This is a genomic window from Mitsuaria sp. CC2 (assembly GCF_048957715.1).
Lineage (GTDB): Bacteria > Pseudomonadota > Gammaproteobacteria > Burkholderiales > Burkholderiaceae_C > Roseateles.
Genome location: NZ_JARVXN010000019.1, coordinates 211,249 through 225,939, shown reverse-complemented (window position 1 = coordinate 225,939; position 14,691 = coordinate 211,249). Strand labels below are relative to the sequence as shown.

Genomic DNA, 14,691 nt, shown 5'->3' with positions numbered 1-14,691 from the left:
GAATGCCGAGCATGAGGAGGCGATTGAGCGGAACGGGGCACCGGCCGCCACGGCGTCCGCTCGGTCGTCGCAGTCGACCGATCGTCCTCACCCACTGCCATTCGCCGCATCCTGAGGCGTTGACCGGGCCCCTCGCCTAGACTCGCCGCATGACTTCGCCCAGCGCTTCCGCCGATGCGGTCCCTCAGGCCAAGGGGGACTGGACGCAATGGCTGTTCCCAGGACCGCGCCGCACCTTCACCGAGGAGGAGATCGAGCGTTCCGGCCTGAAGACCTGGTCCACCGTCATCGACAGCTACGTGATGAGCAACGTGCTGGTGCTGGGGCTGGTGTTCTACACGATGCTGCCGCGCGAGCTGGCGCATGTGATCCTGATCGGTGGCCTCGGCATGGCGTCGCTGGGATTGGGCGTCGCGCGCTGGCTCTGGCGCCAGCCGACCCGGACCCGATTCAACGGCGCGACTTTTGCGCTCAGCGTGCTGATGGTGCTGGTCACGCTGGGGATGGTGAAGGCCGGCTTCCGCGCCGAGGCCCGGGACCTGCTGCCCTTCGTGGCCGGCGGGATGACGTTGACGGTGTCGTCGTGGTGGTTCCTGACGCTCTACCGGACGCAGCAGCTGGGCGCGCGCCTGGCCGAGCTCGACGCGCAGGAAGAGCGCGTCGCGATGGCGCAGCGGCTGGCGACGGCGCAGATCCAGCCGCATTTCCTCTTCAACACGCTGGCGTCGCTGCAGCACTGGGTCGACACGCGCGACGACCGCGCCGGGCCGATGCTGCGCTCGCTGACGCGCTACCTGCGCGCGACGCTGCCGATGTTCGAGCAGGACCGGCTGCCGCTGGAGCAGGAGCTCCAGATCGTGCGCAGCTACCTGGACATCATGCAGGCGCGGCTGGGGCAGCGGCTGAGCTGGTCGCTGGACACGGACGCGACGGCGCAGGCGGCGATCGCCGGCGCGAGCCTGCCGCCGGGCACGCTGCTGACGCTGGCGGAGAACGCGATCACGCACGGCATCGAGCCCAGCCTGCGCGGCGGACACATCGCGGTGCGGGTGAAGGCGGCGGACGGCCGGCTGCGCCTGGAGGTGCAGGACGGCGGACAAGGCCTGCCGCCGGGCGCCTGCGAGGGCCTGGGGCTGGCCAACACACGCGAGCGCTTGAAGGCGCAGTTCGGCGCGCACGCCGCGCTGGGCCTGGAGCCGGGTCCGGCGGAAGCGCCCGGATGCCTGGCCTGGGTCGAAGTGCCGACGGCCTGAAGCTCGCATCGGTCGTATCGGCCACATCGGGGAGAGAACACGCATGACAACGAAGATCCGCACGCTGATCGCGGACGACGAGGAAGGCCCGCGCGAGCAGCTGCGCGCGGCGCTGGCGCGCCTGGCGCCGGAGATCGAGATCGTGGCGGCCAGCGTCAACGGCTGCGACGCCTGGGACGACTGCCTCGAACACGAGCCGCAGCTCTGCTTCCTCGACATCCGCATGCCCGGGATGTCGGGCCTGGAGGTCGGGCAGCGCCTGTCGCAACTGGCGGAGCCGCCGCAGGTCGTGTTCGTCACGGCCTATGGCGACCACGCGCTCTCGGCCTTCGAGGCGGGCGCGGTCGACTACGTGCTGAAGCCGGTCGAGGACGCGCGGCTGGAGCAGTGCCTCCAGCGCCTGCGACAACGCCAGGCACAGGAGGCCGATGCGGTCGACAGCCCCTCCCTGCCGGCGATGCCCGCGGCCACGCTTGAGCTGCTCCGCCAGCTGCTGCCCGCGCAGCGACCGACGATGCGGCCGATCCAGGCCAGCCAGGGTCGCGAGATCCAGCTGATCGCGCCCGACGACATCCTGTTCTTCCAGAGCGACAGCCGCTACACCCGCGTCGTGCATCGCGACGGCGAGGCGTGGATCCGCACCGCGCTCAAGGAACTGCTCAGCGACCTCGACCCGGGCGTGTTCTGGCAGGTGCACCGCTCGGTGCTGGTCAACAGCCGCTTCATCACGAGCGCCACCCGCGTCGACGAGAACACGATGCAGCTCTCGCTCAAGGGCTGCGCGGAGAAGCTGCCGGTGTCGCGGCAGTTCCAAGGTCTGTTCAAGGGCCAGTGATGCGGATCCCCTGCACGCGAACACGCATTCGGGGAGCGGCGCTGGCCGTGCTGTCGCTGCTGGCCATCGGTGTCGCGCACGCACGCGTGACGCGCATCGTGGTCGACGAAGTCACGCCGCTGACCGGCGAGCGGCGCGGCTATGAGGAACTCCGCGGTCGCGCATTCGGCCAGCTCGATCCGAAGGACAGCCACAACGCGGTGATCACCGATCTGAAGCTCGGCGCCGAGGCCGACGGCCTGGTCCGCTACGAGACGAACTGGGTGATCACCCGGCCGGTCGATCGCGAGCGTTCCAGCGGCTTCCTGTGGCACGACGTGCCCAACCGCGGCGGCGAAGTGCGGCTGCAGCCTGGTGAGCTCAAGGCCGGCGACATCGGCCTGCGCAGCGGATGGCAAGCCGATAACGCGGGCAACACCGGCGTGCCGCGCACGCGGCCCGAGGCAGCGCTCAACCACTATGTCCGCGCGCCGGTCGCGCGCGTCAACGGCAAGCCGGTGACTGGCCCGGTGATGGCGCGCATCGTCAACCGCAGTGGGCCGGATTCCCAGCCGCTGATGGTGCAGGGCAATCCGATGCCCTACCTGCCGGTCTCGCTGGACACGACGCGCGCGACCTTGACGGTCCACACGAAGGAAACCGTCGACGGCCGTATCACGACGGCCGGCACCGTCGATCCGAAAGACTGGGCCTTCGCCCGCTGCGACCACGGACAGCCGTTCCCCGGCGCTCCCATCGACATCGATGCGTCGCACGCGCCATCCAACCTGCCGATCCACGTCTGCCTGCGGGGCGGCTTCGACGCGGGCAAGGTCTACCAGATCGTCTACACGGCCGGCAACGCGTACGTGCTAGGCGTCGGCATGGCCGCGTTCCGCGATGTCGGCGCGTTCTTCCGGTACGCGAAGGCCGACGACGCCGGCACGCCCAACCCGATCGCCGGCCAGGTGCGCGGCAGCGCGATCCGCGGTGTCTCGCAATCGGGGAACATGGTCCGCCAGTTCCTGTTCATGGGCCTGAACCAGGACGAGGCCGGCCGCCAGGTCCACGACGGCGCGTGGGCCATCATCGCGGGCCGCCGCGTGGCGGCCAACGCCCGCTGGGCACAACCCGACGGCGTGCTGGAGCTCTTCCAGATGGGCAGCGAAGGCCCGCAATGGTGGGTCGACTGGGCCGACAAGGCCCGAGGCCTGCCCGCGAAGGGCTTGCTGACCCGCTGCACCGCGAGCAGGACCTGCCCCAAGGTGTTCGAGCACTTCGGCGCCGCAGAGGTCTACGCGCTGAAGCTCTCGCTGGAGTGGGTCGGATCGTCGGCGGACACGGACATTCCGCTCGCGCCGGACGTGCGGCGCTACTACGTGGCCGGCAGCCCGCATGGCGGCGGTGGCGGCGGTTTCCGCCACGAGGCGGACACCGCGTCGTTCAACTGCCCCGGCAACAACTTCGGGCAGGCGACGCTCGCACCGAACCCGCTCCCGCACCGCGAGCTGCGCAGTGTGTTGAGCGCGGCGATGCGCGATTGGGTGCTCAAGGGCACAACCCCGCCGCCGAGTCGATATCCGACGCTGGCGCGCGGCGAGCTCGTTGATCCGACGCAGAAGGCGATGGGCTTCCCGCGCGGCGTGCCGGGCATTCCGGAGCACGTGTTCCGACCGGAGAACTTCGTCTTCCCGGTCTTCGATTACGACTGGGGGCCAGGTTTCGACCGCGTCGAAGCGTCGGGCGTTCCCGACCAGATCCCGCCGAAGATCAAGCGCGTGCTGCCGGCGAAGGTGCCGCGCGTGGACGCCGACGGCAACGAGGTCGGCGGCGTGCCGACCGTCCTGTCGATGGCGCCACTGGGCACCTACCTCGGCTGGAACATCACCGCCGACGGCATCCACGCCGGGCAGGTCTGCAACTACGCGGGCGGCTACGTGCCGTTCGCGCGGACGCGCGCGGAGCGCGAGGCCAGCGGAGATCCTCGGCCCTCACTTGAGGAGCGATACGTCGATCACGCCGGCTACGTCGCCGCAGTGAAAGCAGCCGCGGAAAAAGCATCGGCGGAAGGATTTCTCCTGTCCGCCGATCGCGATCGTCTGCTCAAGGAAGCTTCCGAGAGCGACGTGTTGCGCTGACGTCAGCGCATCGCCGTTGCTGGCGGCGCCTCGGCATCGATCCCGCCCGCCAGCGCCTTGTAGACGCCGACCAGCGAGGTCGCCGCCGCCGTCTGCGATTGCGCCAGCTGGTTGCGCGCGGTCAGCAGTTCACGCTCGGCGTCCAGGACGGCGAGGAAGTCGCTGATGCCGACCTTGAAGCGCTCGCGCGCGATGTTGGCCGCGCGTTCCGCCGAGACCGCCGCATCGAACAGCGCCTGCGCCTGCTGCTGGCTGCGGTTGTAGGTCACCAGCGCGCCTTCGGTTTCCTCCAGCGCGGCGAGCACGGTGCGCTCGTAGCTGATGAAGGCCGCCTCGTTGCGCGCGTCCGCCGCCGCGATCTGGGCGCGGATGCGACCGAAGTCGATCAGGTTCCACACCAGCTGCGCGCCGAGGTTGTAGGCATACGCCGGACCGTCGCCCAGGTCGCCGATGCGCGAGGCGTTCTGGCCGATCGTGCCGCCCAGCGTGATGCGCGGGAACATCGATGAACGCGCCACGCCGACGCGCGCCGCAGCCGCGGCCGCCTGCGCTTCCGCCGCACGGACGTCCGGACGACGACGCAGCAGATCCTCCGGCGTGCCGATGCGATCCAGCGCGATCGTCTTCAGACCCGGCAGCGGCTTGACGTCGGACAGCTCCACGTCGAGCGCCGTCGGCGGCTGGCCCGTCAGCACGGCCAGGCGATAGCGCGTGCGTGCCAGCGCCATCTCCAGCGCGGGAATCGTGGCCGCCGTGCTCTGCACCAGCGCGCGGGCGCGCTCGGTGTCGAAGCCGTTGCCGCGACCCGCTTCCTGGCGGCCGGCCACCAGCTTCAGCGCGCCCTGCTGCGTCTCCACCGATTGCTGGGCGACGCGCAGTTGCTCCTGCAGACCACGCAGCTCGAAGTAGTTGCGCGCCACTTCCGCCGCGACGCTGACCTGCGCGGAACGCAGGCCCGCTTCGCCGGCCAGCAGCTCGGCCGCGGTGGCACGGCGCTCGTCGGACAGGCGACCGAACAGGTCCGCCTCCCACCGCACGTCGAAGCCGACCGAGAACGCGTTGCCGCTCTGCGGATTGCCCTGGTAGTCCGGCGCGCGGGCGCGGCCGGCCCCGGCCGTCAGGTCGACGGTCGGGAACAGCTGCGCATCCGCGAAGCGCGACAGCGCCCGCGCTTCACGCAGGTTGGCCGACGCGATGCGCAGGTCCGTGTTGGCCTGCAGCGCGCGGGTCACCAGCGAGTCCAGCCCGCTGTCGTTGAAGCCCTGCCAGAAGCGCCCCACCGGCGCCTGCGCCAGCGTGGCGCTGTCGCCCTGCGGCGCGTTGGCGAAGCCATTCGCCAGGGGCACTTCGGACTTCTTCGGCGCCGGGGCTGTCGAGCAGCCCGTGAGCGCCACCGTGGCGGCCGCCGCGGCGGCCATCAGAGAGACTCGGAAGAACATCATGCGCCCCCCTTCGGCGAAGGCGTGCCGCCCTTCGGCGGATCGGCGTCGTCGACGCCCGGATGGAACGGATGGGCGGCGGCATCGATCTGATGACGCAGCTCGGCCGCGTGGGCACGCTTCTTCTCCGTGCTCTTGCGCAGCAGCGCGTAGAACACCGGCGTCAGGAAGATGCCGAACAGCGTCACCCCGACCATGCCCGAGAACACCGCGATGCCCATCGCGCGACGCATCTCGCTGCCCGCGCCGGAGCCCAGGATCAGCGGGATGACGCCCGCGCAGAACGCGATCGAGGTCATCAGGATGGGACGCAGCCGCATGCGGCAGGCGTGGATGATCGCGTCGTGCAGCGCTTCGCCGCGCTCCTCGAGTTCCTTGGCGAACTCGACGATCAGGATCGCGTTCTTGCACGCCAGCCCAACCAGCACCACCAGCGCCACCTGCGAGAAGATGTTCAGATCCCCGGCCTGCGCGAACGGCGGGAAGTGCGACAGCCACACGCCGAAGAGCGCGGACAGGATGCACATCGGCACGATCAGGATGATGGCCAGCGGCAGCGACCAGCTTTCATACTGGGCCGCGAGGACCAGCACCACCAGCAGCACCGAGATCGCCAGCACCGCGCCCAGCGTCGGGATCGCGACACCGCCGACCTTGATGTCGCGGGTCAGCCGGTCCTGGTAGGTCAGCTCCGTCCACTCGTAGGTCATGCCGCGCGGCAGGTTCTTCAGGCGCTGCTCGATCTCCGCCTCGGCCTGGCCGCTGGAGAAACCGGGCTTGGCCGCGCCGTTGATGTCCGCGCTCGGGAAGCCGTTGTAGCGCGTCACGCGCGTCGGCCCGAAGGTCGGATCGACGTTCATCAGCGCGCCCAGCGGCACCATCTCGTTCTTCTCGTTGCGCGTCTTCAGGTCGGTGATGCTGCCGGCGTTGGCGCGGTAGGGCGCGTCCGCCTGCACGATGACCTGATACGTCTTGCCGAAGCGGCTGAAGTCGTTGACGTACAGCGAGCCGAGGTTGATCTGCAGCGTGTCGTAGATGTCCTGCAGCTTCACGCCCATCTGCTTGGCCTTCACCCGGTCGACGTGGGCGAAGAGCTGCGGGACGTTGATGTCGTAGGTCGAGTACGGCGTGCCGATGCCGCTCTTCGGGTCGCCGTAGATCGGACCCAGCGTGCCCCAGACGGAACCGAACAGCGCCTGCTCGCCGAGGCCGGCGCGGTCCTGCACCTGCACCTTGAAGCCGCCCGCGTTGCCCAGGCCGTCCACCGCCGGCGGCGGCACGACGAACATGCGCGCGCCCTGGATCTGCTGGATCGCGCCGTTGACCTTGCCCAGGATCGCGTCCTTGGACTTGTCGGCGGAGGTCCGGTTCTCGAATTCGTCCAGGCCGAAGAACACGATGCCTTCGTTGGGCGCGGCCGAGAAGCCGGCGATCGACAGACCGGGGAAGGCGATCGAGTCGCGGATGCCGGGCACCTTCAGCGCGATGTCGCTCATGCGCCGGATGACTTCCTCGGTGCGGTCCAGCGTGGCGCCGGCCGGCAGCTGCGCGATGCCGATCAGGTACTGCTTGTCCGGCGCGGGCACGAAGCCCGACGGGATGCGCGTGAACAGCAGGGCGGTCAGGCCCAGCAGGATCGCGTAGACGACCAGCGCGCCGCCCTTGCGCTTCAGGATGCCGGTGACGCCGCGGCTGTAGCCTTCGCTGCGGCGCTGGAAGAAGCAGTTGAACCAGTGGAAGAACCGGCCGAACAGCTTGTCCATCACCTTCATGATGGGGTCCTTGGGCGCGTCGTGCGGACGCAGCAGCAAGGCCGCCATGGCGGGCGACAGGGTCAGCGAGTTGAACGCCGAGATCACCGTCGAGATCGCGATCGTGACCGCGAACTGGCGGTAGAACTGGCCCGACAGGCCCGGCACGAAGGTCAGCGGGATGAACACCGCGCACAGCACCAGCGCGATCGCGATGATGGGTCCGGAGACCTCCTGCATCGCCTTGATCGTCGCGGCATGCGGCGTGAGGCCGTCCTCGAGGTTGCGCTCGACGTTCTCGACCACCACGATCGCATCGTCGACCACGATGCCGATCGCCAGCACCAGCCCGAACAGCGTCAGCGTGTTGATCGAGTAGCCCAGCAGCAGCAGCACCGCGAAGGTACCGACGATGGACACCGGCACGGCCAGCAGCGGGATGATGGAGGCGCGCCAGGTCTGCAGGAAGATGATCACCACCAGCACGACCAGCAGCACGGCCTCGATCAGGGTGTGGATCACCTTCTCGATGGACGTGGCGACGAAACGCGTCGGGTCGTAGACGATGTCGTAGCTGACGCCGGCCGGGAAGCTGGCCTTCAGGCGCTCCATCGTCGCGCGCACATCCTTGGAGATGTTGAGCGCGTTGGACTGCGGCGCCTGGAAGATGCCGATACCGACCGCTTCCTTGTTGTTCAGCAGGCTGCGCAGCGCGTAGGTGCCGGGGCCCATCTCGACGCGGCCCACGTCGCGCACGCGCACCAGGCCGCCGGTGGCGGTGTCGGTGCGGATGATGACGTCGGCGAACTCTTCCTCGGTGACGAGGCGGCCCTGCGTGTTGATCTGCAGCTGGAAGTCGGTGCCCTTGGGCGCCGGCGGCGCGCCGACGACGCCGGCCGCGACCTGCGTGTTTTGCTCACGGATGGCGTTGGTGACATCGGAGGCGGTCAGGCCGCGACCGGCCAGCTTGGCCGGGTCCAGCCAGATGCGCATCGCGTAGTCGCCGGAGCCGAAGACCTGCACCGAGCCCATGCCCTGCACGCGCAGCAGCTCGTCGCGGACCTGCAGCTGCGCGTAGTTGCGCAGGTACAGCGCGTCGCGGCTGTTGTCCGGGCTGACCATGTGGACAACCATGGTCAGGTTGGGACTGGACTTCTCGGTCGTCACGCCGATCTGCCGGACGATGTCGGGCAGGCGCGGCAGCGCGCGGTTGATGCGGTTCTGGACCGCCGTTTCCGCGGATTCGGGGTTGGTGCCGATCTTGAAGGTGACCGTCAGGGTCATGCCGCCGTCGGCGGTGGCCTGGCTGTCGAAGTACAGGACGTTTTCCAGGCCGTTGATCTGTTCCTCGAGCGGTGTCGCCACCGTCTCGGAGATCACGCGCGGGTTGGCGCCGGGGAACTGGGCGCGCACGACGACCTGCGGCGGCGCGACTTCCGGGTACTCGGAGATGGGCAGCCGGAAGATCGCCAGCAGGCCCACCAGGAAGATGAAGATCGAGAGGACCGACGCAAAGCGCGGCCGCTCGATGAAGAAGCGTGAGATATCCATGGACGGCCTCGCGTCGGGTTATTTCGACGACGCGGCGGGAGCGGCGGGGGCGGCGCCCTGCGGCGCGGCGACGGGGCGTCCCTTGTCGTCGAGCTTGGCCTGCTGCGGCGTGACCGGCGCGCCGGGCATCGCATGCTGGAGGCCGTCGATGATCACGAGCTCGCCGGGCTTGACGCCCTGGACCACGCGGTAGCCGTCGAACAGCGCGCCGGCCTGGACCGGACGGGGCGCCACGATGTTGTTGGCGCCCACGACCATCACGACCTTGTTGGCCTGGTCGGTGCCGATGGCGCGGTCCGGGATCAGCGTGGCGGTGTAGGAGCCGGTGCCTTCCAGCTTGACGCGGGCGAACAGGCCGGGGACGAAGAGTCCGTCCTTGTTGTCGAAGACGGCGCGGCCGCGGATGGTGGCGGTGGCCGGATTCAGGCGGTTGTCGACGAAGTCCATGCGGCCTTCATGCGGGTAGCCCTGCTCGTTGGCCAGGCCCAGACGGACCTTGCTGGCCTGTTCGCGCTTGGCGCCGCCGGCGCGCGCGGCGGCGGCGTACTTCAGGAAGGTCGCCTCGCTGGCGTCGAAGTAGGCGTAGACCTTGTCGCTGGAGACCACGGTGGTCAGCACCGGCTCGCCGATGTTCACGAGGTTGCCGGGCGTCACGTTGGCGCGCGAGCTGCGGCCGGTGACCGGGGCACGGACCTGGGTGAACTCCACATTCAGCTTGGCCTGGGTGACGGCGGCTTCGGCGGCGCGGATGTTGGCGTCGTTGTTGCGGACGGCGGCCTTGAGCTGGTCGATTTCCTGCTGGCTGACGCCCTGGATGGCGACGAGCTTCTCGGCGCGGGCCAGGTCTGACTTGCTCAGGTCGCCGGCGGTGCGGGCGGCGGCGGCCTGGGCCTCGGCGCGGGCGACTTCGGCCTGGAACGGACGCGGGTCGATGGTGAAGAGCGGATCGCCCTTCTTGACGACCTGGCCTTCGCGGAAGTGGACCTTGTCGAGTGTTCCGGCGACACGGGCGCGGATCTCGACGGTGTCTGGCGCTTCCAGGCGACCGGTGAATTCATCGAAGTCCTGGACTTCGCGCGAGATCGCCGGGGCGACCGTCACGGGCGGAGGGCCGCCATGCTGTTGTTGTTGATCCTGTTGTCCACAGGCGGTCAGCAGCAGCGCCACCAGGGCGCCGGCGACGGCGTTGCGATTGAAAGAAAGTCCAGCCATGCATCACTCCCGAAAACGCCCACGGCATCTGTTGCACCGCAGCGTGCGGCGGAATGTACGCGGTACACGAAAAGCCAGCCAGTGACCCAGGCAATACCTGTCCCTTTGCCGTAGGGCATCATCAAAACGATTGACTGCCTGGGCAAGGTTGTGAGCAAGTCTCGTTGGAGACACTGCCGGAAAACGTCAGGAGGATGGGGGTTCGGAGGATTGGGCAAGGAAGGCGGAGTTCGAACCAGAATGGTGCCGAGATGACTTCTCGACGGTCATGAACGCCTGGGGACCTCGAACCATGAATACGAAGAGATGGCTCACGAAACGAAGCGGCTGGGCAGTGGCCATCGGCCTCTTGATCTTGGCGGCTGCCTGGATTGCAGGCAGGCAGGATGAGCCTGTGCGGCCAATCGAGACGGCAACGCCGAACAGCGCGCAATCCCAACTGCAAGGACCTTCCGCGGAAGTTTCAGTCCCGGTTCAGCCGATCGAGATTGGGGCTTCTTCGGCCGCGTCCGTGATGACGACCGAGGCGGCGATTGAATACGCCGCCCCCTGGGCCTTGCTTCTTCATTTCGAGACTGAGCGGGAACGATCGCAACGACTCGATCGCGAAGATCCCTTCCATACCGCCGCCGATCTCGAGGCGGTCATGGCGCGCGCTGCCGCAGGCGATCCGGCGTCGGCGCTGCGCCTGCACAACCTGGTGGACTACTGCGATCAGCATCCGCAAGCGGGGAATCCTCCGCCGGGATATCTGCCGCTGGACTGTTCTGCGCCGAAGACATGGACGGTGCAGCAGCGGCGGGCCTGGCGACAACAGGCGGCCTTCACCGGCGATCCGGCGGCAGCAATGAGCATGCTGCAGGAGGCTGATCGGAAAGTCCCCTCCGATCCGGAACGCGCGGCTTTGTTTTCCGACGGCATCCTGTCATTGGATTACGCCGCCCGGCGCGGCTGTCTGGAGTGCATTGTCCAGTTGGCATCGCTCCATCATCACGGGAACCGCATCCAGCAGGATCTGCCCAGGGCCTTCGCCTACCTGCAGGTGGCTGCCGCCGCGAGTGGCGACCCGACCTACTCCGAACACGCCGCGAAGATTCGACCGTCTCTGCGACCCATCGACATCGAATTCGCCCGCGCGCTTCAGGAGCGCCTCGCAAAGGCGATCGAAAAGAACAAGGCCCGCTGAACGGGCCTCGGGTCACGCGAGCAGGGTGTCGAGCAGTCGCCCTCGCCGCTTTGGTTCAGCATCGGCTATGCGTCGGTGCTGACCTTCCTCTAGCGGCGAAAAATCTACATCGTCGACAACCGGTGGCTTCGATCCACGGACGGCCGTCGTCTGGAATCGATGGGATGGCGTTTTCAAGCGGCGCGGGCTCAATGAACTGGAACCTGAGCCCCCATGGCACGAAGCGCAGTTCGTGGCGCCCTGGGCAGGAGGGTGCTCGCCCGGTAGCACGGGGCCGACAGTGACCTCGCCCTTTCGGGCCGGCGCTTCATCGACCATTTTTGGTTCGGGCGAAGCCGCCGCTCCATTGGAGGTCCAGGGCCACTCCAGATCCCCCTCACATCCGTCTTGAATGGAAGACTTGAATTTCACTTGCTTCACTTCCCTTGTGGCCACATTGACCATGAAATGAATTTCAACCCTTTTTCTTCGTGAGTACACTTGGCCGAGCGGCCCCCAGGCCACGGAACTGCGATGAATCTCGTGGGTTTCATTCTTTCTCCAGTCGGGTCCCCAGTAGGACTCACTCATGATTTCTCTGCCAGGAGCAGTGGGCGTCGTCTCAATCTGATAGGCAAGAATCTTTGCCATCGTATTCTCTAGCGTCAACTGCTCTTCGTAACATGCCGGGTCTGAACGATAACCTTGTCCAGAAGCCCAGCCACTCAGACAGAATCCGATAAGAGCGAATACCGTCGCTCGGAATTTTCGATAGTTGCGCACAGTCGATTTCACCTTTGCAATCCAGTTTTCGTTTTGCGCTCGACGGGGAGCGCTCGCTGGCTGGCTGTGTCAAAGGACTGGCTGGCACTACTGTTTTTACTCAGTGCGGAGTGTGGAAACCATTACCTAGACTTGTCAATTTATAGCTTGCATAGGTAAAACTCAGAAAACTGGTCTGCCATGGAAATGAAAGATCAAAATATTCCGATCGAAGATCGAACTGATGTCACTGAATATTCAGCGTCGTGGCCGACGCTCATTCAGTTCGAAACCGAGTCGCAACGTCAATCCCGAATCAGGCAGGAGGACCCATTTCTGGCTGCTCCAAAGTTGAAGGAGTTGCTCAACCAAAGCAATGAGGGCGACGCTGAATCGGCCTACGCGCTTTATTGCTTCGGAGAATTCTGTGAAGAGCGAGGCCCCTGGGCCGTCATCCCCAGTTTTGAGCAGCTCGATGAAGCTTCCCCAAAGAACTGGACAGCGGAACAGCGCCAGAAGTGGATGCAGACTGCCGCGCGAGGGGGTTACTGGATTGCCGGATTCGCCGCGTTGAAAGCGGCAGATCGACTTGAGAGTACGGACGAGCGTCGGCCTCTTTTGATCAGGGACGCGATCGGAGGGTTAGAGATCGCAGCCCATCGCGGGTCGTTGGAAGCACTGCAGTCGCTGGCCGCGGAGTACGAATCAGGACAGTACGTCGCCAAGGATCTGGCGCGTGCGTATGCGTTCTTTCAGGTGGTGACCGCCGCAGCCCCCGAAGGCAACAGCTACTGGGCCGAACGTGCCGAGAAAATTCGGCAGGGCCTCTCTGAGACTGATCTCCACAGCGTCCGGCTCATCCAGCAGGAGTTGGCCGCCTCTCTCTCGAGGACCGGCACCGACAGCTGAAACGCAGACGCGTCCGCCCGCACAGACCGGCGAGCCGAAATGAAAAAACCCGGGCACTGCCCGGGTTCTTCGTGGTGAGTCCGAAAGGTCTCTGGCGCGTTGCTCAATGCACGCCGTGCATCAGCTTCTTCATGACCGGGCTGAGCAGCATCAGCAGCACGCCGGCGCCCGCGGGGACGATGGTGAAGATGAGGAAGAAGGTGGACATCGAGTACGTCGACGAGATGGCGTCGATGTACGAGCCGGTCATGCCGGCGATCTTGTTGGCGATCGCGGCGTTGACGAACCAGACGCCGAACATCAGGCCCAGCAGGCGCGCCGGCGCCAGCTTGGAGATGTAGGACAGGCCGACCGGCGACAGGCACAGCTCGCCCATCGTGTGCAGCAGGTAGGCCAGCGTCAGGAAGATCATGCTGACCTGCGCCGTCTTCGCGCCCGCCGGGATGCCCGACGCGCCATACGACAGCGCCGCGAAGCCCAGACCCAGCAGCACCAGGCCGACGCCGAACTTCACCGGACCGCTCGGGTTCCAGCGACGCTCCCACATCTTGCTGAACATCGGCGCCAGGATCACCAGGAAGAAGGAGTTCAGCACGCCGAACCAGGTGGCCGGAATCTCCGATTGCTCCATCTGGAACTCACGCCCCAGCATCCACAGCGACAGTCCCCAGATCACCGCCAGCGCCAGCGCCAGCAGCAGGTTCGACGCCTTGTACAGGCCCTCGGTGCTGCGGCCCAGCTTGACCAGCAGCCAGCTCAGGATCGCCACCGGGATCAGCGTCATCAGCGAATTGACGATCTTGAAGATCAGTCCGCTGGTGCCCACCAGCGCGCGGTCCGTGTAGTCCGCCGCGAAGATGGTCATGGATCCGCCGGCCTGCTCGAAGGCGAACCAGAAGAAGATCGTGAAGAACGAGAACACGCCGATCGCGATCAGGCGGTCGCGCACGATGTGGGCGGGGGTGTCGTCCAGCGGCTCGCTCGCGTCCACCACCGGCGCGTTCTTGCTCGGCGCGCCGCCGATGTCGCCGAAGATGCCCTGCGCCAGCCAGAACTGCAGCGCGCCCAGGATCATGAAGACCGCCGCCAGGCCGAAGCCGTAGTGCCAGCCGATCTTCTCGCCGATGTAGCCGCACAGCGAGATGCCGAAGAAGGCACCGGCGTTCACGCCCATGTAGAACAGCGTGTAGCCGCCGTCACGCTGGCCTTCGTTGTCCTTGTTGTAGAGCTGGCCCACGATCGCCGAGATGTTCGGCTTGAACAGGCCCGTGCCCAGGATCACCAGACCCAGGCCGACGTAGAAGGTCGTTTTGGTGTCGAAGAACAGCGCGATGTGACCCGCCGCGATGATGAAGCCGCCCAGCACCACCGAGCGCCGCGTGCCCAGGAAGCGGTCCGCGATGTAGCCGCCGATGATCGGCGTCAGGTACACCAGCATCGTGTACGTGCCGTAGAGGCTGGTCGCCTCCTCGCGCGTCCAGCCCCAGCCGCCCTTGGCGGCCTCGGAGATGAGGTACAGCACGAGCAGCGCCCGCATGCCGTAGTAGGAGAACCGTTCCCACATCTCGGTGAAGAACAGGACGAACAGGCTGTTGGGCTGGCCGAGGATGGTCTGCCGCGCTCCGGGAGTTTGAATTGTGTTCAAACGACGCTCCGTGAAGGATCGCTAAAGGATCGATGACCCGGCGCTCCGGGTC

General features: G+C 66.8%; 10 protein-coding genes. 5 read left to right on the top strand and 5 right to left on the bottom strand.

What is annotated here, in order from left to right:
* Positions 1-149: 149 nt before the first annotated feature.
* From PV762_RS15185 to PV762_RS15175, 3 genes are read left to right on the top strand one after another with little or no spacing between them, the layout of a single operon-like run.
* Positions 150-1,253 carry a sensor histidine kinase gene (locus PV762_RS15185; RefSeq protein WP_421035848.1) on the top strand — a complete coding sequence of 368 codons (1,104 nt, stop codon included), beginning with the start codon at positions 150-152 and terminating at the stop codon, positions 1,251-1,253.
* Between the two features lie 43 nt (positions 1,254-1,296).
* Positions 1,297-2,088, top strand: coding sequence for a LytR/AlgR family response regulator transcription factor (locus PV762_RS15180; protein ID WP_421035847.1), 792 nt, complete (start codon positions 1,297-1,299; stop codon positions 2,086-2,088).
* Between the two features lie 47 nt (positions 2,089-2,135).
* Entirely contained in the window at positions 2,136-4,205 is a 2,070-nt protein-coding gene (locus PV762_RS15175; RefSeq protein ID WP_421035846.1) for an alpha/beta hydrolase domain-containing protein, read from the top strand.
* A gap of 2 nt (positions 4,206-4,207) precedes the next feature.
* Here PV762_RS15175 and PV762_RS15170 read toward each other — a convergent pair whose 3' ends face one another.
* Genes PV762_RS15170 through PV762_RS15160 form a run of 3 tightly spaced genes read right to left on the bottom strand, consistent with a single transcriptional unit; the run spans position 4,208 to position 10,158 of the window.
* Positions 4,208-5,647 (bottom strand): efflux transporter outer membrane subunit, encoded by a 1,440-nt coding sequence (locus PV762_RS15170; protein ID WP_421035845.1) that lies wholly within the window; start codon positions 5,645-5,647, stop codon positions 4,208-4,210.
* The gene (locus PV762_RS15165) at positions 5,644-8,946 is read right to left on the bottom strand and encodes an efflux RND transporter permease subunit (RefSeq protein ID WP_421035844.1); all 3,303 of its coding nucleotides are present in this window, start codon (positions 8,944-8,946) and stop codon (positions 5,644-5,646) included. Before PV762_RS15165 ends, PV762_RS15170 begins: the two co-directional genes overlap by 4 nt.
* Positions 8,947-8,964: 18 nt before the next feature.
* Entirely contained in the window at positions 8,965-10,158 is a 1,194-nt protein-coding gene (locus tag PV762_RS15160; protein ID WP_421035843.1) for an efflux RND transporter periplasmic adaptor subunit, read from the bottom strand.
* A gap of 292 nt (positions 10,159-10,450) precedes the next feature.
* Here PV762_RS15160 and PV762_RS15155 point away from each other — a divergent pair, with 292 nt between their 5' ends.
* Positions 10,451-11,344: a hypothetical protein gene (locus PV762_RS15155; protein ID WP_421035842.1), complete on the top strand. Its 894-nt coding sequence runs from the start codon at positions 10,451-10,453 to the stop codon at positions 11,342-11,344.
* Between the two features lie 12 nt (positions 11,345-11,356).
* Here the strand turns inward: PV762_RS15155 and PV762_RS15150 are convergent, their stop codons facing one another.
* Complete coding sequence (locus tag PV762_RS15150; protein WP_421035841.1) at positions 11,357-12,118, bottom strand: hypothetical protein; 762 nt, start codon at positions 12,116-12,118, stop codon at positions 11,357-11,359.
* Between the two features lie 168 nt (positions 12,119-12,286).
* Between PV762_RS15150 and PV762_RS15145 the strand changes: the two genes are divergently transcribed.
* Positions 12,287-12,994, top strand: coding sequence for a hypothetical protein (locus PV762_RS15145; protein WP_421035840.1), 708 nt, complete (start codon positions 12,287-12,289; stop codon positions 12,992-12,994).
* Positions 12,995-13,097: 103 nt separating this feature from the next.
* On the opposite strand, the gene PV762_RS15140 is transcribed toward PV762_RS15145, so the two are convergent.
* Complete coding sequence (locus PV762_RS15140) at positions 13,098-14,639, bottom strand: peptide MFS transporter (protein ID WP_421035839.1); 1,542 nt, start codon at positions 14,637-14,639, stop codon at positions 13,098-13,100.
* Between the last annotated feature and the right edge of the window lie 52 nt (positions 14,640-14,691).